The sequence below is a fragment of the Metasolibacillus meyeri genome, from assembly GCF_003049505.1.
In the GTDB taxonomy this organism is placed as follows: domain Bacteria; phylum Bacillota; class Bacilli; order Bacillales_A; family Planococcaceae; genus Metasolibacillus; species Metasolibacillus meyeri.
On sequence record NZ_PYWN01000045.1, the window covers coordinates 1 to 23,182 of the forward strand.

Here is a 23,182-nt window from a genome sequence, read left to right on the forward strand (position 1 = left end):
AGAGAGAAAAAGAGAATTAATATTTTAAAATAATTTAAACCATACTGTTTTTTTATCATATTTTTCTAAAAATTAAAAAGATGATTGTCTCTGCCTGCAACCTCTGATGGTCTACTAAAGCAAAGTGATGCTTTTCTTATAACAATAAAATTTTTTATTTTAAAAGGGCAACAAATGAATCTTTTTTTCGAAAAAGAAAGTATACTATTCATAATAGAAATAGAGAGGAGTTTTTTTATGGGCTTATTAAAAGCAGGTATTGGAGCAGCAACAGGCGTTTTAGCGGATCAATGGAGAGAATATTTTTACTGTGAGTCAATCCCAGCCGATGTCCTTATTACAAAAGGGATAAATAAACGAGGAAAACGTGGCTTTAACTTTAAAGGTAGCGATAATATTATTAGCAATGGCTCAATTATTGCAATCAATGAAGGACAAGCAATGATTATTGTGGATCAAGGGCAAATCGTTGAGTTTTGTGCCGAGGCTGGTGAATTCGTTTATGATACATCAACAGAGCCCAGCATTTTTTATGGCGACTTAAAGGAAAATATTATTGAATCATTTAAGCAATTCGGTAAGCGTGTTGCATTTGGTGGAGCAGCCCCTAAAGACCAACGCATTTATTTTTTCAATACGAAAGAAATTCCTGGCAATAAATACGGGACACCGACACCTGTTCCATTTCGTGTCATCGATGCAAATATCGGGCTCGATATCGATATTTCCATTCGCTGTAATGGGGAATATTCCTTTAAAATTATGGACCCAATCCTTTTCTATACGAACGTATCAGGCAATGTGCAATCTGAATTCCGCCGTGAAACAATCGATAGCCAATTACGCTCTGAATTATTAACAGCATTGCAACCTGCCTTTGCAAAAATTTCAGATATGGGCATTCGTTATAGCTCTTTACCTGGTCGTACAATGGAACTATCGCAAGCATTGAACGATGTTTTATCTGAAAAATGGAGTAGACTACGCGGCATTCAAATTATTTCATTCGGTGTGAATACGGTAAAAGCATCTGAAGAAGATGAAAAAATGATTAAAGATTTACAAAGAAATGCCGTATTGCGTAATCCGAATATGGCGGCTGCTACAATGATTGGAGCACAAAGCGATGCAATGAAAATGGCAGCTCAAAACGAAGGCGGAGCTTTTGTTGGTTTTGCTGGTATGAATATGGCGGCACAAGCTGGTGGGGCAAGCGCTCAAGATTTATTTAAAATGGGGCAGCAGCAAGCAGCACAACAGCAACAAACACAGCCAACTCAAGGCTGGACTTGTAGCTGCGGTGCTACAAATAGCGGAAAATTCTGTGTGGAATGTGGTAAACCTCAACCTCAAGCTGGTTGGACTTGCTCATGTGGCACACAAAACGAAGGCAAGTTCTGTAAAGAATGCGGTTCACCAAGACCTGCAAACATTAAATGTGACAAGTGTGGTTGGCAATCAGATGGCTCTGTGCCAAAGTTCTGTCCAGAATGTGGCGACATCATTGATGACAATGACCGCGCATAAGGAGTGGCTTAGATGAATACAAAGGAGCAAGTAATTGAAGAAGTGACAGAGTTTGATGCAAAATGCCCTTCCTGTAGTGCCTCTATTCAATTTAATCCAGCGAATGGGATGCTAACATGTGCTTACTGTGGCTATACAGAAGAAATTCCGTTGCCTGAGGAAGATGTTCAAAAAGTTGCACAAGAGCTCAACTTTCAAGAGGCTATGCAACGAAACAGCTTCCAATGGGGACAGGAAAAGAAAACTGTTATTTGTGATGCCTGTGCAGCTGAATCCATTTATGATGCGCTAGAAGTCGCCAATGTTTGCCCTTATTGTGGCTCCAATCATGTTATGGAAAGCGTGACTGATACTTCATTAGCACCAAATGGGGTGGCACCATTTGCAATCACACGCCAACAGGCAGACGAGCGATTTAATAAATGGATGAAGGGCAAATGGTTTGCACCGAATGAAGCAAAGCGCTCTGCAAAAGCCGATGCATTTCAAGGTATTTATTTGCCGTATTGGACGTTTGATACGAAAACAGCCTCACAATATACAGCGAGCTACGGCAAACATCGTAAAGTAAAAGATAAGGATGGCAATGAGCGTACTGAAACAGATTGGTTCAAAACAAAAGGCTTTTATCAAAAGTTTATCGATGACCATTTAATTCGCGCGACAACTCGTTATGATGCGGGGATTTTACGCTCCGTTGAACCATTTCAAACGGGACAGCTACAAAGCTTTAATCAAGATTATTTAACGGGCTATGTGGCTGAACGTTATAGTATCGGTATTGAAGATGGATGGAAAATAGCCGAAAATGAAATTCGTCAAAAGCTTCACGATGGAATTGTAGCTCAAATTAAAAAGCAGCATCGCGCAGATGTTGTAAAAAATGTACATTTTTCAACGGCGCATAGCGATACGACGTATAAATATGTCATGCTTCCATTATGGCTTTCCTCTTTCCGTTACCAAAATAAAACATATCAATTTATGGTCAATGGGCAAACAGGTAAAGTCGGTGGCAGTAGTCCTGTTTCTGCTGTGAAAGTCATAAGCGCTATCATCACCGTGCTTGCTTTCATCGCTATATTCTACTTCCTTACACAATAAATAAGCTATGAAGCTGTCTACTTTGGACAGCTCCTTAGCTCTTTTTACATTCGCTTCATATCACGAATCGCTTGAATGGATAGACGTACAAGTAATATCGCACATAAAAATAAACCAACATAGGCGACCGTATTTAAATAAATCGCATAGGCTGTATGCATAAATTGAGAAATCGCAAGGAGTGCGACTGAAATAATACCAAATGTAATACCGACAAACAGCAGCACAAAGCGTGAAAATAATTGCATCACAAACATCGCATTATGCTTATCTGAAAAGACATCGTGATGCAAAATCACTTTACCGCTCTCCATTTTTTTAAACATGCGATTCATGCGACGCGGTATTTTGCGAATCGCTGGTAAAATTAAGGCTAGCTCTTCCTCTAAGCGATTTTTGGTCGCTAACGGCTCCTTAAATGGACGCTTCATGCTCGCTTCAATATAATGACTTGAAAACGCCCTTGCCTCTTCGAAAATAGCGAACTTTGGATCAATCGTACTTAACGTTCCGTCCAATGTAACGAGCGCGCGCAATGCGGTGCTGACAGATGGATAAAAATGCAGTCCAAACTCACGAACAATCGAGAAAATAGAATAAATCAACTCATCTGTATGCACATTTTCTGCATACGTAATTTTCAACAGCACCTGCCCAATCGCTTGCTCCATCTCTTCTTCATCGACTTCCGCTGCATTCTCCACTAATTCTGCAATCCCCTCATAGACTACAGCTGCATCGCTTAAGGCAATGCCGATTAAAAATTGCTTTAATCCATCCTGTTGCTTTTCTGCAAGACGACCAACTGCACCGAAATCAAGCATTGTCATCATACCGCTACGACTCGCAATATAAATATTGCCGGGGTGTGGGTCTGCATGGAAAATACCCGACACTAAAGCCTGCTCTAAAAAGCTATGAAATAAATTTTTCGCTAATAAGTGACGATCAATTCGAAATTGCTCATACAGAGCGTCCGCTTGCGCTACCGACTTTCCTTCAACATATTCCATCACTAAAATATTGGCATTGCTATATTGTGTATGAATTTTAGGAATATGTACTTTATATTCGCTTCCTCGTAGCACATTGGCTACTTGCTGTGTATTGCGCGCTTCAATATGAAAATCAATTTCTTCCATCAATGAAGAAGCAAAGCCAATCGCTAAATCACGGAAGCCTAAATTTTCTGCCCAAACCGATTTGCTGGATACCCACTGTGCAAACTCAACTAAAATGCTTAAATCATCACGCATAATTTCCTTGACATCTGGGCGCAATAATTTCACCGCTACTTGCTCATTCGTTGAACGCAGTACCGCCTTATGTACCTGCCCAATCGAAGCTGCTGCGAGTGGTTCCTTGCTAAAATAGGAAAATACTTCTTCCACAGGCTGCGCCAAATTTGCTAGCAGTACCGCATTAACTTGCTCTTCGGTTAAAGGCTTGACATTTTGTTGTAATTTTTCAAGCTCATCAATAAAAACTGGTGAAAATAATTCTTTACGTGTTGATAATACTTGACCAAACTTAATGAAAATACCGCCACATTGCTCTAGCGTGTCGCGAAGAGCTATCGCTAGCTCGCGGTCATTATCTCGATTACGTGCATATTTTACGGTGCGTGTAATGCCATTTGTTACAGCAATTTGCACAACTTGGCGCAGCCGTTTTTGTCTACGCCATTGTTGAATCATACGCATAATAAAAGATTTTCTTTCTTTAATACGTGCGCCATTTTGATCAATAGCAATCGGATCAAATAGCTCAAATAATAAATAAAAGAGCATCGAAAGCAACAGCATGCTACCAACCCATAGCAATGTCGTTACATTCATTACATTTTCGACCACATCACCTGTTAAATAATCCGTCCCTCGTACATACGTGTACCAAAAAACAAATGTTGTTAAAGCAACGCTTAATACAACGGATAAGATTCGTCGAAATAAATTGACTTGTGAGCCAATTAAACGTCCACTTAGAAAAAAGATAATGATAGAAAATACTAAAACTTGTATGACGAAATGTAAGCCACTCATCCTCTTCTCTCCCTTACACTATCGTTAACTGTACCAAAACTTCTACGTTACCTTTTAACGCTTTACTAATCATACAAGTAGATTCTGCCTTAAATGCGAGTCGCTCCGCTATTTTTTCATTTTTCTCCGTATAATCAATCAACTTGATTGTTAATTTATGAATGATTTGTTTATATGTAAAAACACCGTTCGTTACATCGACAATGCCATCTGATTGCATAGCGAGCGTTGCCTTGATGCCTGTTCTTTCCAGCATGGCAGCGAGCGAAATAATATAGCATGTTGCAGCCGCGCCAAGTAGCATTTCATCTGGATTTGTTCCAATACCTGGTCCATCCATTTCAGGTGGAATCGATATTTGCGTAGATAAACGCTGTGCCTGCAAACTCCCTACTGCATTTCTTCCTCCGTCCCATTTTGTTTGTAAAACAAATGTATGTTGCATTATCTCTCCCCCTACTTTGCTAATTTTTTCGTTACTGTTTTAATTTGCTCCTCCACAACCGAATAAACCGTTATCTCATCAGACCCCTTGGTCAACACAAGACCATTGAATTGACCACCTTGCATAACAACACCACCATCAAGCCCTATTTTTTTACCACAAGGTGAAATCCATAATTCTCCTGTACCGCTCTCATTTAAATAAGGTGTTGGCGTATGACCAAATACAACCGTTTCTTTTGCTTTGTGCGGTGTATGATGGAATTTTTCACGAATCCAAATTAAATCACGCGGTTCTGTTTGTGTTGCATCCTCTTGTTCTGGATCGACGCCTCCATGTACGAAAAAGTATTGATTCCATTGATAAAATAACGGTAAAGCCTTAATCCATTGTAATAAATCAGCGTAATGCTTTATAATGCCTTGCGCAATTTCTTCATTCGTATTTGCACGCCATTCTGGTCGCTGTAAGCTCGTTAGTGTCGCCATCCCACCGATGTTATTTCCTAGGTAATGTGCCCAATCAGGATCAGTTAACCAACGTAAAAATAACTGCTCATGATTTCCTGTTAATGCAATAGCACCTTGCTCTGTTAATAACTTCACTTTTTGTAGTACAGCTAGACTCTCCTGTCCTCGGTCAATATAATCTCCTAAAAATATAAGCTGCTCTTCTTCAGGTCGCCAGCAAGTTAGTAATTTCTCTAATTTTCCATAATGACCATGTATATCTGCTACTACAAATACTTTTTCCATTTCACATCTTCTCCATAACATTTAATATTTCCGTATATAACACCTATAAATAGTCTAAACTATGATAATCAAGAAGGAAAGGCGAAGGTATTTTTGAAAAAAACAATTCGAACTTCATCTGGTAAATGGCACAAAAAAATCAATATGAAATATAGTAGTAGCGCACAATATACATTACAGCTTTTACATCTGCTATCCGACAATTCAGACGATATTGTTTTTCAAAAAAAATTAACAAGCGAAGGTATTGTCACAATTATATATTCTAAGACCCTTATTGACATAATGACTTTACAGGCAATTGCGCTTGTACCATTAGCTCATTCTCTTCATCAAATTCAGCAAACTGCTGTACAAATAGAATATAACCAAATTACTGAGCTTGAAAACAAAATCAATGCAGGCTATACAATCTTATATTTTCATGAGACAGGGCAATATTTAGCATTAGACACATATAGCGCACCTGATCGTGCCGTTTCAGAGACAGAAATTGAATCAACGGTTGTTGGTCCACAAGATTCGTTTACTGAATCGCTAAAAACAAATATTTCATTAATACGAAGACGCATTCAAGAACATTCTCTGAAAAATGAGAACATCTGCATTGGCACTGAAAATCAATATGAAATCTCGATTATGTATATGGATAATATCGTCAACAAAAGATTACTAAAAAAGTTAAAAAAACGACTTCAGCATATCGAATCACCAAAATTATTAGACATTGCGATGTTGAAGCAATTTATTGAGGACAATCCCCTTTCCCCTTTTCCTCAATATTATATGAGTGCACGACCAGATACCATTACACACTACTTATTAGACGGCAGGATTGCTTTGTTAATGGATAATAGTCAAACAGCCATCATATGCCCAACATCTTTTTTTGAAATGTTTACTACTACCGAAGATTATTACAATCGCTGGACAACCGCTACATTGTTACGTTCTCTACGATTTTTTGGCTTTTTTTTAACTATTATGATTACACCAATGTATATATCAACATTGACTTTCCACCCTGAATTATTGCCATATGAGCTATTGCTAAATCTACAAGAATCCAGAAGTAGAGTACCTTTTCCACCATTATTTGAAGTGCTATTTATTGAATTAATTATCGAAATATTACGTGAGGCAGGTTCGCGGATGCCTGCGAAAGTTGGACAAACAATCGGTATCGTTGGTGGTATTGTAATTGGAACCGCAGCGGTAGAAGCAGGACTAATAAGCAATATTTTAATCGTACTTGTAGCCACCTCTGCATTATTGTCCTTTTTACCACCGTTTTTTTTAATGAGTAATACAAGCCGCTTAATACGTTATTTTTTTATCATTGCAGCAGGTATGTTTGGCTTATTTGGACAGATGCTCGCGTTCGCCTGGCTTATCATCCATTTACTAAGTCTTCGCTCGTTAGATGAGCCTTATATGGCACCTATCCTACCACGTAAATGGACAGATTTATTGAACAGTGTCATACGTTTTCCACTAGCTTTTTTGAAGGAGCGTATGGGTATTTCTAAAAGTCCAAAAGGATGAATGAATATGAAACCGACACAAAAAAAAGTATTAACGAAAGTACATGTGCTGTTTTTAGTGCAAAATTGTTTAATTGGCACAGGTATTTTACAGCTCCCTCAAAGTTTAAGCTCAATGGGCTATAGTCAAGCATTCATGCCGATTTTTTTCGCCATTATTGCGACGCTTACCCTTTGGCCGATGGTATGGCTGAATTCTAAATTTCCAAATGAGGACTTTTTTCAAATTAATAAAATTTTATTAGGCAAGGTACTCGGTACATTTTGTAACATAACATTTATTGTAAAATTTACAATCCTTTGTGCTTCTACGATTAGCAGCTATATGCTGTTAATCCAGAGCACTGCATTACCAGAGCAAACGCTCACCTTTCCAGTTATTTGCTTCCTTATTTTACTCATCTATTTAGTAAAGGGTGGTATTTTTACAATTGCGCGCTTTTGTGTGATTGCATTTTTTATTGGATTGCCCATGCTTTTCTTCACTCAATGGGCAATTGAAAAAGGAGAATTCAGTCATATATTCCCATTATTTAACTTCACATTACCAGAGCTATATGACGCAACTAGAAAAGGCTACCTATCCTTTTTAGGATATGAGTTGATTTTGTTTTATTACCCTTACATTATTCATCAAAAAAGTGCTTATAAATATGCCACAATCGGTATTTGGATTTCTGCTATTCTCATGCTCATTACAACAACTGTTAGCGTTATGTATTTTTCAGAATGGCAGTTGCAAAATGTAGAGTTTTCTGTGCTTAATATTTTCAAAGCAGGAGAATATTCTTTTATTGAACGGATTGATATTATTTGTATGACTTTATGGATTCTATTTGTTTATTCTACTGTGGCGCTGTATTTGTGGACAGCCAATGAAGGCTTTAAGAAAATGATTTGGTCAAAATCCTCCATTCATTTGTATTTATTAGCATTCGGTATTTTTTTGCTACTTATTTTACCTATTTCTCAGCATACAAAAGTAAAGTTTTATTCTTTTATCGACCATGCCGTTTATTTAATGATTATTTGGCCCATTTTTTTACTAATCATTTATTTCTTTCGCAAAAAGCAGGTGCAACAATGAAACGTACATTTTTTATTATTTTTCTTCTATTATTAATTGCAGGTTGTGCAGAGCAGGAGCAAAAAGTGCCGATTGAATATACAGATATGATTGGGATTATGGCATTTGATTATATTGATGAAGAGAAAAAGAAAATGACTGTAGCGATTCCTCAATATTCACAGGAAGCGGAGGAAAGCACAAAAATATTCTCTGTGGAAACAGATTTAGTGTCACAGGGTATCGTAAAAATCGAGCGACTTTCTGACCGAAAAATCGTTTTAAATCAACTACGCGTTATTTTAGTGAGTGAAGAGTTTGCTCGTGAAGGACAACTGAGAAATGTCATTGAGCATATTTATCGCAATGCGGAAGTAGGCAATAAAGCGTTAATTGCGATTGTTAAAGGACGTGCTGATGATTTAATTTATGGCAAATATCCTGATAAACCGGGCATTAATTTTTATTTAAACGATTTATTATTACCTACTGTTAATACAGCGTTTAATCCAAATACCAATATCCATGATTTTATATATAGTGTTACAAACCCTGTATTAGATCCGATTATTCCATATTTGGAGAAGAAAGATGGCAAAATCGAAATTACAGGCATTGCTTTATTTAAAGGAGATTCTATGGTGCAGACCATTCCACCAGAAGATGCTATCTATATTCAAGCAATGCAAAATGAGCAAGATCTCAGCCCTCTCTATATTGAATTACCTGAGGATGCCAAAGTATTAATTAATCTTGTTAAAAGCAAATGTATCATCAAAGGAAATAAAGACAAGGAGCAGCCAAAGCTATCCATCCATTTAAATATTCGAGGCACCTTGAGTGAATATAAATCAACAAAAGCTGATAAAATCAACACATGGAAAGAAATTAGCGAATTGGAAAAAGCCATTAACAAGCAATTAGAGAAAGATATTAAATCGTTTATTGAAAAATTAAATGAGCAAGAGCTAGACCCTATCGGCTTAAGCGAAAATTTCCGCAAACATACAAAAGGCAAATGGACGCGGGAAATGACCGATGAAGTCATTAGCAAATTAGAAGTCGAAGTCGAAGTAAAGACGATTATTGTGAGTGCAGGAACTTTGAAATAATCCCAAGGTTTATAGAAAGAGGAGAGGAACAAATTTGTTCCCCTCCTCTCTTTTAATTTAAAACTTTAATTTTGACTGTTTTGACGCCCCATTGCATTGCGTTTTCATACTCTGGAATGAATACATCAATTTTATGTCCTTTAATTGCGCCTCCTGTATCACCTGCAATTGCTTCTCCGTAACCCTCTACCCATACTTTCGTACCGAGTGGGATTACCCTTGGGTCAACCGCAATAACTTTTTGATTTGGATTTGCACGTAAATCAATCCCATAAGCAGTTGTGCCTGAACATCCTTTACAATAAGCCGTATAAGCAGTCGCTGTTACAACCATTTCATCTCCTTGTTGCTGTTCATATACTTCAATATTTTGCGTTGGAATATTTTGTGGTGCCACAGCTACAACCTTTTCTTCTTCACTTACAACAGGCTCGTCCCCTTCATCATAAATCGTCAGCTCATCACCTGGGAAGATTAACGTATTTGATATATCGTTCCAAGCCATTAATGAATGGAGCGACACATCATATGTTAGTGCAATACGATATAAATTATCCCCCTCTACAACGGTATAAACAGTTGGCTCATTTTCTTGCAATTCCTCAATACTTAATGCGTCCCATGCATGAATACTGTAATCCTCAATGTCCTCGCTGTTTATTGGCACTGGAACTGCCGCCATTGGATATATTGCTGTTATATGAAATAAAAGCGACAACACGAAACCAATCATTGCTAGTTTGTATTTCAACATAATGCTCCTCCTTTATGGATGCTATGAATTTTCAGTTAGTGTTGCCGCATATAAATAAAAATAAACATTTTTCTCAAAGAAATGACAAAACAGTGGCTTTTCTTACAAAATGAGGATAGGAGAGATGTGTCTGCATTACGATTAGCTTATGTATGATTGTAAAGAATGAGGAAGCGGTGCTCGCTAGATGTCTTGATTCCATTAAAGAGGTTGTAGATGAAATAAATATTGTTGATACGGGGTCTACAGATCAGACAAAAAGCATTGCTGCTAAATATACTTCGAGAGTTTTCGACTTTCAATGGGTTCAGCATTTTGCCGCTGCACGCAATTTTTCCTTTCAGTGTGCAACGAAGGATTATATTTTATGGTTAGATGCTGATGACGTTGTCACAGTTGAAAATCAAGAAAAATTACAGCATTTGAAATCCACGCTTTCTCCAGCTACTGATGCTGTCTCAATGGATTATCTTCTAAGCTTTGATGAACAAGGAAATAGCATTTATTCGCTTCGCCGTAATCGACTTGTGAAAAGGCAACGACAATTTCAATGGATTGGGGCAGTTCATGAATATTTAGCAGTGGATGGGACCATCGTGCATAGCGATATCGCCATCAACCATCAGCCATTAAGTCATGATGCCTCCCGCAATATTGCTATTTATGAGCAATTGCTAGAAGCTGGCGAAATATTTTCACCGCGCGACCTTTATTATTATGCCAATGAGCTGAAAGACCACAGTGAATATGCTAAAGCCATCGACTATTATGAGAAGTTTTTAGCAACAGAACAAGGCTGGGTAGAAGATTGCATTCAAGCATGCTTCAAAATCGCAGATTGTTATAGTGCTTTACAAAATGACAAGCTTGTCATTCAATCCGTTGTTAAAAGCCTAACATTTGATACACCTCGCCCTGAAGCTTGCTGTCGCCTAGGTTTTTATTTTATGGAACAGTACAAAAATGAGCAGGCAATTTATTGGTATACGCAGGCTTTATCCGTTCAAGAGCCGGATCACACTGCATTTCGCAACTTAACCTTTACAACTTGGCTTCCTCATTTACAGCTATGTGTCTTGTATGATCGCTTACAGCAATTTGAACTGGCTTACAAGCATCATAAGCAAGCAAAAAGCTTTGCACCACAGCACCCTCAAATACTGCATAATGAGCATTATTTTCAGCAACTATTTTCTAAATGAACAATCTGAGTTACTTCAAAATAAAGAAAATTTCTATTTTACCCTTTATTACGAATATTTAAGGGAGTATTTTGGAATTGCTTAGTTCAAAAGTAATGATTCGCCCGTAAGATAAGTCATTTCGCACGTAAGTCGCCTGTTTTCGCACGTTAAACATTGAATTTCGCACACAAGACAAGTAAACTCACTCAACAAAACTTAAAAACAGGGGCATACCCAAAAAGGTAATACCTTTTCGGATAGCCCCTCACATCGCTTTACACTAAAAATTATAATTTAGTGAATAAGAAATCTTCACATTCGCTACTTCTGCAGCCTCGCCTGCTAATTGAATATCTGAAATATTATTTGCAGTGACCGAAACAGAGTTGCCTGGAGCAATTGCTGCAATTGCTGGTGTCGCTGGATTACTTGTAACTGTTAATGTAACATCTGCAGTTGAAGAGCTTGCGTTTTCTACTAAGATTGTGCCATTAATCGAAAATGGTGTTGAGTTTTCCCAAACGATTACAGGTGTTTCATCCGTTAATGTGACATCTTGACATACAGAATCGTGTACACTTGTTTTACTACCACAACAGCTTCCTAATTTCGCCATGTTTTCCCCTCCTTTTCTTAAAAGTCATTGCTAGTGTATGTTTCATTTCTGCTAATGCATTGGTCAACCGCACTAGGCAAAATCAATCGCCGTCAACTTCTTCCACGTAATCATTAATTCCACTGTGCTATGCCCCTGTGCGTAGATTTCTATTGCTTTCATATTGTGCAGTGTTAACGCCTTACATGCTCTATCAACCACTATAGTTGAAACGATACCTTTTTGTTCATAAAGCTTCATTTCAAGAAGTTGTTCTGTCTGCACATTTAATGTCACAGTATTCTCTACATCCAACATATTATTTAACCATGTAAAGCCAGGCTTTCCATTTGGATTGCTCGAAACCGTTGTGCATATTTTCTCATGTATCGCTGTATGACATACATAGCGGTCACAAATAGGAAGACACACTGTTACAAAACAAAAGCAAGTTAGATCCACGATAATTTTTTGTTTTGTGTGAATCAACTTTTTTTGACAGTAACAGGGGAAAAGGATTTCAAATATGGCACATTGACCATCTTTTGTCACAGCTATTAGTGAAAAAAATGCGAAAGAAATGGGCATTGTTGTGAAAAACCTACAACCGTTAAAGGTTGACCATTTTCATCCAACAGTATGATTGGCTTTCCTTTTTCTATTTTGGTCATGTCCATTGATTGTCCCTCCTCCCTAATGTACGCATAAGATTGTTATTTATTTTATGAGGAACTTTTCAGCAAATATAGTTTCTTTGTCCACCACCTTTTCAAATCATGCGAATAAGTTAACTTAAATGCTGTGAGAGAAGGGAGGTAATTGCATGGACATACAAAATTGTAAAAAATGCGCTTCAAAAAACTGCAATTGTAATCGAGCTTTGGGCTGTAAAGGAAATACGGGGCCTACTGGAGCAACAGGTCCTACGGGGGATACTGGGCCCACTGGTGCCACTGGAGCAACAGGTCCTACGGGGGATACTGGTGCCACTGGAGCAACGGGGCCTACAGGGGATACTGGACCTACTGGCGCGACAGGTCCTGCTTTTACAGAAGGATTTTCTGCCTTTAAAACTTCCTTAGTCACAAATACCTCGACTGTTATTCCAAGCTGGACTGTGACAGCTCCCTACTATACAACAGGAGGCTTTAATCCAACCACAGGCGTTTTTACCGTCCCTGTAACAGGACGCTACTCGTTTGCTGCGACGTTAAATTATTCTACAACAGCCGTTATTAGCTTATCGTTAGGTAGTGGTATTAATCCTGCATTTTATATGCGTCGCAATAGCTCAGCCAATGTGATTGGTGGATTATTCCCATTGTTAAATGTATCAATCACTTTATTAACATTGCGAGCCATTTTAGGGAATGGCACCGTCACACTAGCTGGCGACTTATTATTGAATGCTGGAGATACAATTGATTTATATTATGAGGCAAATGGTTTAACAATCGGGTTAAATTTAGGTGGAGTAAACGCTGCTGGGATGGTGTGGTCTTGTCATCGTATTGCTTAAAAAAGTGGCTGTCTGTCGCTATTCACGTTTCAGACAGCTTTTATAGTTAATTCTTGTATGGGAAAAGAATATCGCCTTTACTTTCTTGCGACGTTAAAAATGGCACAAGGGTTTTTGAAATTTCTTCTGGCGGATAAGGCTTTGTTAAGTATTTAGCTACTTCATATTTATCTACTAATTCTTGCACTTCATCGAGCGCGGAAGAAATGACAACTGGAATTTTGCTTGTTTGCTCTGTTTCCTTTAGCTGTTGAATCAATTCCCATCCGCTCATCTCACTGCTCAGCATTAAATCGACAACAATGCCGATGAACGGCGTATTTAATGCTTCCTTAAATGCTCTTTGTGGATCATTATGATAAATGACGGTAAAACCTTTACTTTTGAGTTCCTCTGATAGTAGCAAGGCTAAGCTTGAATCATCCTCAACTATTAGGACATTGGCTCCTGTATATGATTGCTTATCTAGCATGCTGGCCTCTTTATTTTCTACAGGAAGTGTAAAGTAAACCGTTGTCCCACTTCCTTCTTCTGACTCAATCCAAATATCACCATTATGCATGGAGATAATTTCTCGACAAATGGCTAAACCGAGCCCAGTCCCTCCGATTTTGCGTCGGGCACTATTATCAAGGCGCTTAAATTTTTGGAATAACTCAGATATATCAGCCTTGGCGATACCAATTCCCTCATCCTGCACAGCGACTTGTAACATCCGCCCTTTGTTCTCTAACTTAATCGCCACATCGCCTCCATTTGGCGAAAACTTAATCGCATTGCTTATGATATTGACAAATGCTTGAACCAATCGCTCTTCGTCTGCTTTCACAATAACATTGCGTGCTTTATCAATTAAATGGACATGGTGATTCTTTTCATGCTGAAAACGATTAATGACATCCATTACGATTTCATTCACGTGCAAAGGCTTCATCATATATTGCTGTCTACCTGACTCCATGCGTTGCAAGTCAAGGAAGTCATTAATTAAGTTGGTTAAGCGTTGTGCCTCTTTATGAATCGTTTCAACATATTTTTGCTGACGCTCAGGCTTGAGCGTTTTTGTTAAAAGTAACTCTGTAAAGCCAAGTATACTTGAAAGTGGCGTTCGTAATTCATGACTTACTGTGCTCACAAGTTCGGACTTCATTTTATCAATTTCATATTCTCTTGTAATATCACGATGAACAAAAATCGTTCCCACTTTTTCTGCGCCTTCAAATAAGCATGTCGCATATACTTCGATAAACGTATCTTGCTCTAGCGAGATGGCATAATGTAATGTTCGCGTATCTTTAAAGCTTTCCGCCATCGCTTTTTCAAAAAATGCACGTAACACTTGTGGCTCCTTGCAAATTACTTCGAAATTTTGCAGCCACACTTCCTTCGCAATTGGCTGCTCCGCCTGCATCATATGCATCGTTTCGGCAAAGGCAGGATTAATCAATACTGTCTTGCCTGAGCTTGAAACAAGCTGCAAACCTTCATTAATCGATTCAATAATATTTTTATTTAATTGTCTTGAGCGTTCTACTTCCTCATACATTAAAATGCGATCGAAGGCAATCGACACACGCTTCAGCAAGCCGTATAACTCATTTTGCTCTTCTTCTAAAAAAGCATGTCCTTCCCTCGTTGCCATTAAAATGGCCACGAGCTTCCCTTGTGCATTTAAAATGGATGAATACATGTCGTATGCGTAATACGGCATCTGGGCAATCCCACGCTCTGTCTCTTCCACTTCTCGTTTAATAATAAATGTTTTTTCTTGTTTAAGCCGTGCCAGCTTATTATCATCTAAATGGTGTAACATCGTATCCGCATAATTTTCTGCTAAACCTTTTGTGTCTTGCACATTGCCCTCAAGCCAAGTTAAAATACTCGCATCAAATCGATACACCTCTTTTAAATAATTATGCAAGTTTTCAATGAGCTGCTGCTTATTTAATGTAAACGTTAATGCATGATTCAGTTGATTATATTTTTCAAGATGATTTAATGAACGCTTGAGCTGTAATTGATTGTCCTGCAATTCATCTTGTTGCATTAACAATTCTTCATTTTGTGTCGTTAGCTCCTCCTCTTTATCTTGAATCGATCTTGTCATCTTGATGAAGGAGTTCGCTAAAACGCCTAATTCATCATCCATTTTCTCCAAATCTTTTGTGTCAAAAGGTTGTCCATTTGCAAAGGCGTTTGTTGTAGTTGTCAACCGTTCAATTGGATTAATCAATTTTGTCGTCACGCGATAAGTAATAAAGCCAATCAATAGAATAACACTCACACTTAGTAAAAAGGAAAAGAGGGCTACATTTTCCCCTTGTTGGACGGTTTTCTTAAATAAATTATTTAATTCCTCATTCGTTTGCAATTTATAAGCTTTTGTATAACCAATAAAGCGATTGATAAGATTATTCGGTCCACTATTGGATAAATTACGCAATGATTCGTAATCGTCTGCCTGCACATAAGATACTGCCTCTGGCAATATATTCGTTCGATAATTTATAGAGAAATCAACCAAATCCTCATACAAGGTACGCTCCTCTACTGAAAGAGCCATCGCATCAAATTGCTGTAATTGTTTATCTAAGATCTGTAAATCATCATACAACAACTGTAGCTCATGCTCATTTTTAAATGCATAATAGCCTCTGGAGCGAAAAAAAATGTCATGGAAAGTATCAGCTAGCCCGTCGATTACAACAACCTTTTCCATCATCAGTTCCTGCTGTTCCTGTAAAGTTTTGTTGCGTTCACTTGTCAAATAATAAAACGTCAAAATAAAGAGCAAAAAGATGCTCGTTAAAAATAGGAATGTATGAAGAAATTGACTGCGAATGCTCTTTTTAAACAAAATAGGCTCATTCAGCATATAAAGCCTCCTCTACTAACTCCGCTAGCTTCATTGGACTAAATGGCTTTGACATAAAGTAATCTACTCCTTTATCCAATACACGCTGCTTATCTGATTCTTGTGATTTAGCTGTTAGCATAATGATTGTCAGCTGCTCCTTTGTCTGCTGCGGCAAGCGCTCAATAACTTCAATTCCTGTCAAATTTGGCATCATATAATCTAGCAACATCACATCATAGCTTTCTCGCGCTAACTTTTGTAAAGCATCCTGTCCATCCTCTGCCTCGTCGATTTCATAGCCCATATCCTCTAAAGTATCTCGAATTAACATACGTAAAATTTCTTCGTCATCTACTACTAAAATTTTTACCATCTCAACACCTCCTAAAAAATACGTTCTGCTAAGCGTAATATGCGCGATGATACATCGACAATTTGAAACGGCTTACGAATATAATCATCCGCCCCATTTTGAAATGCTTCTAACACATATTTCTCACCCGTTTGACCTGTCAACATAGAAACGATGACTTCCTTCGATGAATAGCGTGCGCGAATTTCTTTCAGCACATCAATTCCGCTCATATTTGGTAGCATCCAATCTAATAAAATAATATATTTATAGTTTGCATCGTACCAGCTTGATTGCAAAAATGTTAACCCATCGCCAAATGAGGTCACCTCTGCAATCATTTCATCATTTATTGCTAATTCCTCAAAGTGCGTTTTAAGCATGTCACGAATAATATATACATCATCAACAACAATGACTTTTAACTGTTTCAACTTTTTCACATCAACAATGGATGAATCAAATTGTACGGTTCGATTTCTCCCTGTTGTTTTTGCTGCGTATAGTGCTTGATCCGCTGCTTCTAATAGCTTTTTCGAATGCTTGTACTGCTGATTTACAGCCATCACCCCCGAAGAGAATGTAACATAAAACGTTGTTCCATTTACGGTAAATACTTTTTGTGCCATTGTTTGACGTATTTTTTCAACAAGTTGATAAGCTTCACCTATGTCTGTATTCGGCATTAATAAAACGAATTCTTCACCACCATAGCGACATGCAATATCTTGCTCTCGCTTTAATTCCTTTACCAAGGTCGCAAAGCCCTTTAATACTTCATCTCCAATTAAATGCCCGTATGTATCATTGACCTTTTTAAAAAAGTCTAAATCAATAATCGCAACAGTAAATACTTCCCCTATTTTTTCATATTGATTAATAAGCATCTTCAATTGCCCTTCAAAATGCTTACGATTATAAACTTGTGTCAATTCATCAATGACGATGGCATATTCTAGCTCTTTTCGATAAGCAAGACGATTTGCCACATAGGCAAATAAAATATCCTCGTCAACAGGCTTGGCGACAAAGTCCATCGCGCCTAACACATATGCCCGAATGCGATTTTCCTTGCTCGGCTGACTGCTCATAATCGCAATAAATGTACGGTCCTTTTTAATCTTTTTTATGTTATTTAAAATTGAAAACCCATCGTTATCTGGCAATGCAATATCTAAGAAAACAATCGCAGGCTGCACTTCGTAAATGAGCTCTATCCCACGCTTCCCGTTATGTGCCACGATAACTGAAAATCCTTTTTCCTCTAGTACATTTTTCAAATAAGCAATAAACGCCATATCATTATCAATTATTAAAATGAATTCTTTTTTCGTATCGTTTCTAACTAATGCTTGTGCAACTTCCTTTATATCTTTTTGAAGTTGATTTGCTTCATAAAAGGAAAGCGCCTCAATTAATGGACTCAAATATACTGTCCATTGCTCTTTTATCCACTCCAACTCACTCGTTTCATTTAAATTAGCTAACTTTTCATTTGCGATAACGCTTAAGCCGTTTAAACCTACTGAACCAGCAGTCCCCTTGAGCATATGTAAAAAAGCATATAATTCATTTTCTTTTATAGCATCCCATTCCATCCATTTCAGAAAATTTTCCTGCATTCGTTCATACACCATTTTCTGGTATTTCTCTGCTCCCATTTTAAACACCCCAATCAACATTATCTTGAATAAAGTATATCGCACAGCCATAAAAAAGACAGATAATAAATAATATTCCTTATATTTTTGCAACAAACTAGGAACAAGTACTTATAGTAAAAGCATACTATGTTTGTGTGCTTGTTGATTACTTTTTTTATGTTCTTTGCACATTTTCATCTATTATTTATTGGATGAATTTTTCTTCCCTCTTGACTGTCTTCTCTACAATGCCAAAAAGCCGCCCAAAATGGACGGCTTTTATATTGATTTTGCACTGTTATAGCAGCCAAGAGGTTATCAGCCGGTCATGATTTGTTAAAACCTAAACCTTGCATCTTGGATTTGAAAAAGCTGTATGCTTTAAATGTTGAACTTTAGAAAATAAGAGCTTTGATGTTTGAACTTTGTGCTTTAAACATTTAGTTTTGAGCCTTCAAGTTGATTTCATCGATTATTAGTTAAATGCGTTGTTTCTATTTTTCAACTCGCACACAACGCAAAGCACGAGCAACAAATCGTTTGCTGTTTTCACTACACAATGCAAAGCTTTTTATAATACTATTTCAATGAAAGTTGTCGCATTCGATTCAGATAGTACCGCATCTACTTCCGATTCAAATTCCTCAATCTTTGCTGTTAATTGATCGATTTTCGTTTTTACATGCAATGGGTCAATTAACTCAAATTCATTTCTTTTCATAAATGTTTCTGTATGTAATTTGACTTCCTCTGGTGTTTGCTTATCTTTATTACCTAAAATATTCACTAAGTATGTTTCTAGCTTTTCAGGTAGTACACCATTTTCACTCGCTACCACCTCTGTCGCATGACGATATTGCTTTCTCATCGTTTCTACTAGCTTTTTCTCAAGGTTAATGGACTGCTTACGCTCAATTGCTTCTGCTACAGTCATTGTCACATCACCAATCGTCACAATCGTTTGTGCATTTGACATGACAACGAGTGACTTAATGCGATTGCGATATTGAATTAAGCTTTGCACCTTATCATAAGAGGCTTGCATTTGCTTCGTGTATTCACCGATTTCCATACCATTAATTTTGCTGTTACTTTTGCGATTTGCAACAATTACGTCAACCTGCTTTGTTGCCTCTTCAATACGCTTTGTTAATAGCTTAAGTTCTGTTAATGCACGATGAATGGACATTTTTTTCGTATTTGCCATTTATATCCCTCCCTGAACTAATACGAGAAATTGTATATTATTATAGATGTACAGTCAATTATAGTGCATAATTAATATAGCGAAATTTATTAAGGAGATTTAATAGTATGAACTTTTCAATTCGACAAGAGCGTCCTACAGATTATGAAATTACTGAGGATGTAATACGTCAAGCTTTTTTAGATGAGGATATGAGCGATCAGAAGGAGCATTTCCTTGTTCAGCGCATCCGTCAATCCTCCGCTTTTATTCCTGAACTGTCGTTAGTTGCAGTTGATTACGATAATCAAATTATCGGCCATATTTTACTATCGAAAATTACGATTGAAAATGATGGAAGGTCCGTTGACTCTTTAGCACTTGCACCCGTATCTGTTTTACCATTATTTCAACATAAAGGAATCGGTAGTCAGTTAATTAAAGATGTCTTACAAAAAGCCGCTGAAATCGGGCAGCAGTCTGTCATTGTTCTAGGACATGCAGCCTATTACCCAAAATTCGGCTTCCGCCAAGCAAAAGAGTGGAATATTGTTGCTCCATTTGAAGTGCCAAGTGAAATTTTTATGGCACTTGAATTAGTGCCGAATGCATTGCAAAATGTGCAAGGCACTATTCGCTATTCAGATGCGTTTGAGGGTTAAGAAAAAGGAGGCCTATGATGTTTACAGTTGGCGTAATTGGCTCTGCGACATCTGTGCATAAAGTCATCTCACTTGCACAAAATTTAAAACTGAAAGTGCGCTTTATTGCATTGCCTTATAAAAACTTTCAAGAAACAGCGCAAATCATTCAAGCACATGACCATGAAGTTGATTTTTGGTTTCCAACAGGACAGTTGCCGTACGCAATTGCAAAGGAATATTTGCAAACAGATGACTATTTAATACCCATTCAAAACAATGAGGCAAGCTTATATAAAGCCTTTTTGGAAGCTGCTCATCATTCTAAACTGTTTTTACAACAGCTAAGCATTGATGAATTATCCAAACAAGCTGTAGATGATGCGTTGATGCAATTAAACCTTGCCTCATCTCATATCTATTTAAAAATTTATGATACAGCGACAACAGCAGCAGAGCTAGTCGCCTTTCATAAACAGTTATGGGATGAAGGCAAAACATGCGGTGCCATTACAAGCTTTGAAGCGGTTTATACAGAATTACAGCAGCTTGCCATTCCTGTTTATTGGTATTCCATCAGCCATTCAGAAATTCTACATGCTTGTAAAGTGTTAGAGGAAAAAATAAAAACCTCGTTCTTTAAAGATACACAAATCGGCATTTGCATTATCACAATTGAAGAAATCGAGGCAGATATTTCACAGATTCGTCCATATACACAGCAATATTTAACGCTGCAAATAAAGGAAATATTAATTAATTTAAGCGAGCATATCGACGGCTTTTTAACGGAGCAAGGCGAACATCGCTATATCATTTTTAGCACACGTGGTGCCATCGAGAAAAACTTCTCGCTTGTTCGTCAAAAAATACAAGAGCTTAAGCTACTAGCCAATAAACATATTATTACAGGTATCGGCTATGGTGAAACTGCTTTAGCGGCTGAAATGAATGCTGCGACTGCGAACCAACATTCTCGCCAGCATGAACAACATGAGCTATTTATTATTCAAGAAGATGGAACGATGATTGAGCATTTCGGACATAGTCGAGAGCTAATGTACACGAATAAATTGTTAGACACACCATCACTTGAAGCTTTGAAGGAAGCAAATATTAGCATGCGCACCTACAATCGCATTCAAGCATTGCTTTTAAAGCTAGGCACAGAGCATTTCACGACGCTCGATTTAACAAATCATTTAAATATGGAAAATCGCAACGCGAGACGCATCGTTACCAACTTAAGCAAAGCAGGCTTAATCGAATATGTTGGTGAATCTACCCATCATGTCAAAGGAAGACCACGTAAAGTGTATCGCTTTGTACCACATAAATAGGAGCTGTATGAAAAGATGGTGTCTTTTCATATAGCTCTTTCTAGTTCAAAAGATATAATTCGCCCGCAAGATAGATGAATTCGCCCGTGAGACATCCATATTCGCCCGTTAAACTGTGGAATTCGCCCGTAAGACGCTTAAATTCGCTCGTTAAAAAGCGTGTGGCCGAAAGTATTACCCTCGAACACACGCCTATTTCTATCGTAAATGAACCTTTGTCCCTTTATTTAAAATGCTATCATAATCAATATATTCATAAATATCAGATTGAATGGCGCCACTAAACTGTTGTAGTTCTTGCAATGTTAAATCCTCAATACCTTTATTGTGGTCCTCACAATAAATCACAACCTTGCCGACGATGCTATGCGCATCTCTAAATGGCGTCCCTGCTTTTACTAAATAATCCGCTAACTCTGTCGCATTTAAAAATCCTTGCTTAACAGAGGCGCGCATTTTTTCTTCGTTGACCTTTAATGTGCGAATCATTTCCGTCATGATTTTTAAAGAAGCAAGTGTTGTATCAATCGCATAGAAGAACGATTCCTTTTCTTCTTGCATATCTTTATTGTACGTTAATGGTATGCCCTTCATCATCGTAAAGATAGAGAATAATGCGCCGTACACTTTCCCAGTTTTCCCGCGAATCAGCTCCGCCGCATCAGGGTTTTTCTTTTGTGGCATAATGCTGCTGCCCGTTGCGTAAGCATCATCAATTTCGATAAACTTAAACTCTTGGCTACACCATAAAATCAATTCTTCACTCATGCGGCTTAAATGCATCATAATAATCGAAAAATCAGAAGTTAATTCCAGTACATAATCACGCTCACTAACACCGTCCATAAAATTATCGACAGGCTTTGTAAAACCCAGCTCTTGTGTTGTAATCATGCGATCAATGCTATGCGTTGTGCCTGCAAGTGCACCACAGCCAAGTGGATTTTCATTTAATAGTTCAAGCGCATTTTGCACACGCTTTTGGTCGCGATTAAACATTTGATAATACGCCATTAAATGATGCTTAAATGTCACAACCTGCGCTCTTTGCAAATGCGTATAACCTGGCATTATATACGGATTTTCTTCCGCCTTGTCCTTTAGCACTTGCTTAAACGCTTCCAACACTTCCACCATTTCACGTGCTTTTTTACGTGCATACATTCTCGTATCAACTGCTGTTTGGTCATTGCGGCTACGTGCGGTATGCAGCTTTTTCCCGACATCCCCAATACGCTTAATTAAATTCATTTCGACAAAGCTATGAATATCCTCATAGTCACCTTCAATTGGCAATTCACTACTTTCAATATCCGCTAAAATTCCTTTTAGCCCGTCTGAAATAAGCTCACCTTCTACGCTAGAAAGTATCTCGCACTGCACAAGCATTTTCACATGTGCTAAACTACCTGTAATATCCTCAAAATAAAGTCGTTGATCAATTTCTAATGAGCTATTAAACTCCTCCATCAAACTATTTTCTTCATTGCGAAAACGTCCGCCCCAAAGCTTCATC

Annotated in this window: 20 protein-coding genes; 9 read left to right on the top strand and 11 right to left on the bottom strand. The window is 37.8% G+C overall.

Features of this window, described 5'->3' with window-relative positions:
• The first annotated feature begins 237 nt into the window (after positions 1-237).
• Together C9J34_RS08125 and C9J34_RS08130 are read left to right on the top strand one after the other, a co-directional pair.
• The gene (locus tag C9J34_RS08125; RefSeq protein ID WP_107839362.1) at positions 238-1,527 is read left to right on the top strand and encodes an SPFH domain-containing protein; all 1,290 of its coding nucleotides are present in this window, start codon (positions 238-240) and stop codon (positions 1,525-1,527) included.
• A gap of 12 nt (positions 1,528-1,539) precedes the next feature.
• A complete protein-coding gene (locus C9J34_RS08130) occupies positions 1,540-2,631 on the top strand; it encodes a TFIIB-type zinc ribbon-containing protein (RefSeq protein ID WP_107839363.1) in 1,092 nt (363 codons plus the stop codon).
• Between the two features lie 44 nt (positions 2,632-2,675).
• Here the strand turns inward: C9J34_RS08130 and C9J34_RS08135 are convergent, their stop codons facing one another.
• Genes C9J34_RS08135 through C9J34_RS08145 form a run of 3 tightly spaced genes read right to left on the bottom strand, consistent with a single transcriptional unit; the run spans position 2,676 to position 5,873 of the window.
• Entirely contained in the window at positions 2,676-4,673 is a 1,998-nt protein-coding gene (locus C9J34_RS08135; protein WP_107839364.1) for an ABC1 kinase family protein, read from the bottom strand.
• Positions 4,674-4,686: 13 nt separating this feature from the next.
• A complete protein-coding gene (locus C9J34_RS08140) occupies positions 4,687-5,121 on the bottom strand; it encodes an OsmC family protein (protein WP_193768942.1) in 435 nt (144 codons plus the stop codon).
• An 8-nt stretch (positions 5,122-5,129) separates the two neighbouring features.
• Positions 5,130-5,873, bottom strand: a complete 744-nt coding sequence (locus C9J34_RS08145) for a metallophosphoesterase family protein (RefSeq protein WP_193768940.1) — start codon at positions 5,871-5,873, stop codon at positions 5,130-5,132.
• Positions 5,874-5,966: 93 nt separating this feature from the next.
• Here C9J34_RS08145 and C9J34_RS08150 point away from each other — a divergent pair, with 93 nt between their 5' ends.
• The 3 genes from C9J34_RS08150 to C9J34_RS08160 are packed head-to-tail and all read left to right on the top strand — an operon-like array spanning position 5,967 to position 9,595.
• A complete protein-coding gene (locus C9J34_RS08150; protein ID WP_238600604.1) occupies positions 5,967-7,418 on the top strand; it encodes a spore germination protein in 1,452 nt (483 codons plus the stop codon).
• A gap of 6 nt (positions 7,419-7,424) precedes the next feature.
• A complete protein-coding gene (locus C9J34_RS08155) occupies positions 7,425-8,504 on the top strand; it encodes a GerAB/ArcD/ProY family transporter (protein WP_107839367.1) in 1,080 nt (359 codons plus the stop codon).
• Positions 8,501-9,595 carry a Ger(x)C family spore germination protein gene (locus tag C9J34_RS08160; RefSeq protein WP_107839368.1) on the top strand — a complete coding sequence of 365 codons (1,095 nt, stop codon included), beginning with the start codon at positions 8,501-8,503 and terminating at the stop codon, positions 9,593-9,595. Before C9J34_RS08155 ends, C9J34_RS08160 begins: the two co-directional genes overlap by 4 nt.
• Before the next feature lie 52 nt (positions 9,596-9,647).
• Here C9J34_RS08160 and C9J34_RS08165 read toward each other — a convergent pair whose 3' ends face one another.
• Positions 9,648-10,349 carry a 3D domain-containing protein gene (locus tag C9J34_RS08165; RefSeq protein ID WP_107839369.1) on the bottom strand — a complete coding sequence of 234 codons (702 nt, stop codon included), beginning with the start codon at positions 10,347-10,349 and terminating at the stop codon, positions 9,648-9,650.
• A 152-nt stretch (positions 10,350-10,501) separates the two neighbouring features.
• Here C9J34_RS08165 and C9J34_RS08170 point away from each other — a divergent pair, with 152 nt between their 5' ends.
• Positions 10,502-11,551 (top strand): glycosyltransferase family 2 protein, encoded by a 1,050-nt coding sequence (locus C9J34_RS08170; protein WP_107839370.1) that lies wholly within the window; start codon positions 10,502-10,504, stop codon positions 11,549-11,551.
• A gap of 262 nt (positions 11,552-11,813) precedes the next feature.
• Here the strand turns inward: C9J34_RS08170 and C9J34_RS08175 are convergent, their stop codons facing one another.
• Both C9J34_RS08175 and C9J34_RS08180 read right to left on the bottom strand, forming a co-directional pair.
• On the bottom strand, positions 11,814-12,149 hold the full coding sequence (locus C9J34_RS08175; RefSeq protein WP_107839371.1) for an S-Ena type endospore appendage: 336 nt from the start codon (positions 12,147-12,149) through the stop codon (positions 11,814-11,816).
• Positions 12,150-12,221: 72 nt separating this feature from the next.
• Complete coding sequence (locus tag C9J34_RS08180) at positions 12,222-12,560, bottom strand: hypothetical protein (protein ID WP_153062621.1); 339 nt, start codon at positions 12,558-12,560, stop codon at positions 12,222-12,224.
• Between the two features lie 391 nt (positions 12,561-12,951).
• Here C9J34_RS08180 and C9J34_RS08185 point away from each other — a divergent pair, with 391 nt between their 5' ends.
• Positions 12,952-13,647 (top strand): hypothetical protein, encoded by a 696-nt coding sequence (locus C9J34_RS08185; RefSeq protein WP_107839373.1) that lies wholly within the window; start codon positions 12,952-12,954, stop codon positions 13,645-13,647.
• A 46-nt stretch (positions 13,648-13,693) separates the two neighbouring features.
• Here the strand turns inward: C9J34_RS08185 and C9J34_RS08190 are convergent, their stop codons facing one another.
• The 4 genes from C9J34_RS08190 to C9J34_RS08205 all read right to left on the bottom strand — a co-directional run bounded on the left by C9J34_RS08190 (position 13,694) and on the right by C9J34_RS08205 (position 19,706).
• Positions 13,694-16,522: an ATP-binding protein gene (locus tag C9J34_RS08190; protein ID WP_107839374.1), complete on the bottom strand. Its 2,829-nt coding sequence runs from the start codon at positions 16,520-16,522 to the stop codon at positions 13,694-13,696.
• On the bottom strand, positions 16,512-16,877 hold the full coding sequence (locus C9J34_RS08195; protein WP_107839375.1) for a response regulator transcription factor: 366 nt from the start codon (positions 16,875-16,877) through the stop codon (positions 16,512-16,514). The genes C9J34_RS08190 and C9J34_RS08195 overlap by 11 nt, the downstream gene beginning before the upstream one ends.
• Positions 16,878-16,888: 11 nt before the next feature.
• The gene (locus C9J34_RS08200) at positions 16,889-18,517 is read right to left on the bottom strand and encodes a diguanylate cyclase (protein ID WP_107839376.1); all 1,629 of its coding nucleotides are present in this window, start codon (positions 18,515-18,517) and stop codon (positions 16,889-16,891) included.
• A 553-nt stretch (positions 18,518-19,070) separates the two neighbouring features.
• Positions 19,071-19,706 (bottom strand): hypothetical protein, encoded by a 636-nt coding sequence (locus C9J34_RS08205; protein WP_107839377.1) that lies wholly within the window; start codon positions 19,704-19,706, stop codon positions 19,071-19,073.
• 107 nt (positions 19,707-19,813) lie between these two features.
• Between C9J34_RS08205 and C9J34_RS08210 the strand changes: the two genes are divergently transcribed.
• The gene (locus C9J34_RS08210) at positions 19,814-20,347 is read left to right on the top strand and encodes a GNAT family N-acetyltransferase (protein WP_107839378.1); all 534 of its coding nucleotides are present in this window, start codon (positions 19,814-19,816) and stop codon (positions 20,345-20,347) included.
• Positions 20,348-20,364: 17 nt separating this feature from the next.
• Positions 20,365-21,666: a hypothetical protein gene (locus tag C9J34_RS08215; RefSeq protein WP_107839379.1), complete on the top strand. Its 1,302-nt coding sequence runs from the start codon at positions 20,365-20,367 to the stop codon at positions 21,664-21,666.
• A 198-nt stretch (positions 21,667-21,864) separates the two neighbouring features.
• Here the strand turns inward: C9J34_RS08215 and argH are convergent, their stop codons facing one another.
• Positions 21,865-23,181 carry an argininosuccinate lyase gene (argH, locus tag C9J34_RS08220; protein WP_107839380.1) on the bottom strand — a complete coding sequence of 439 codons (1,317 nt, stop codon included), beginning with the start codon at positions 23,179-23,181 and terminating at the stop codon, positions 21,865-21,867.
• Position 23,182: the final 1 nt, after the last annotated feature.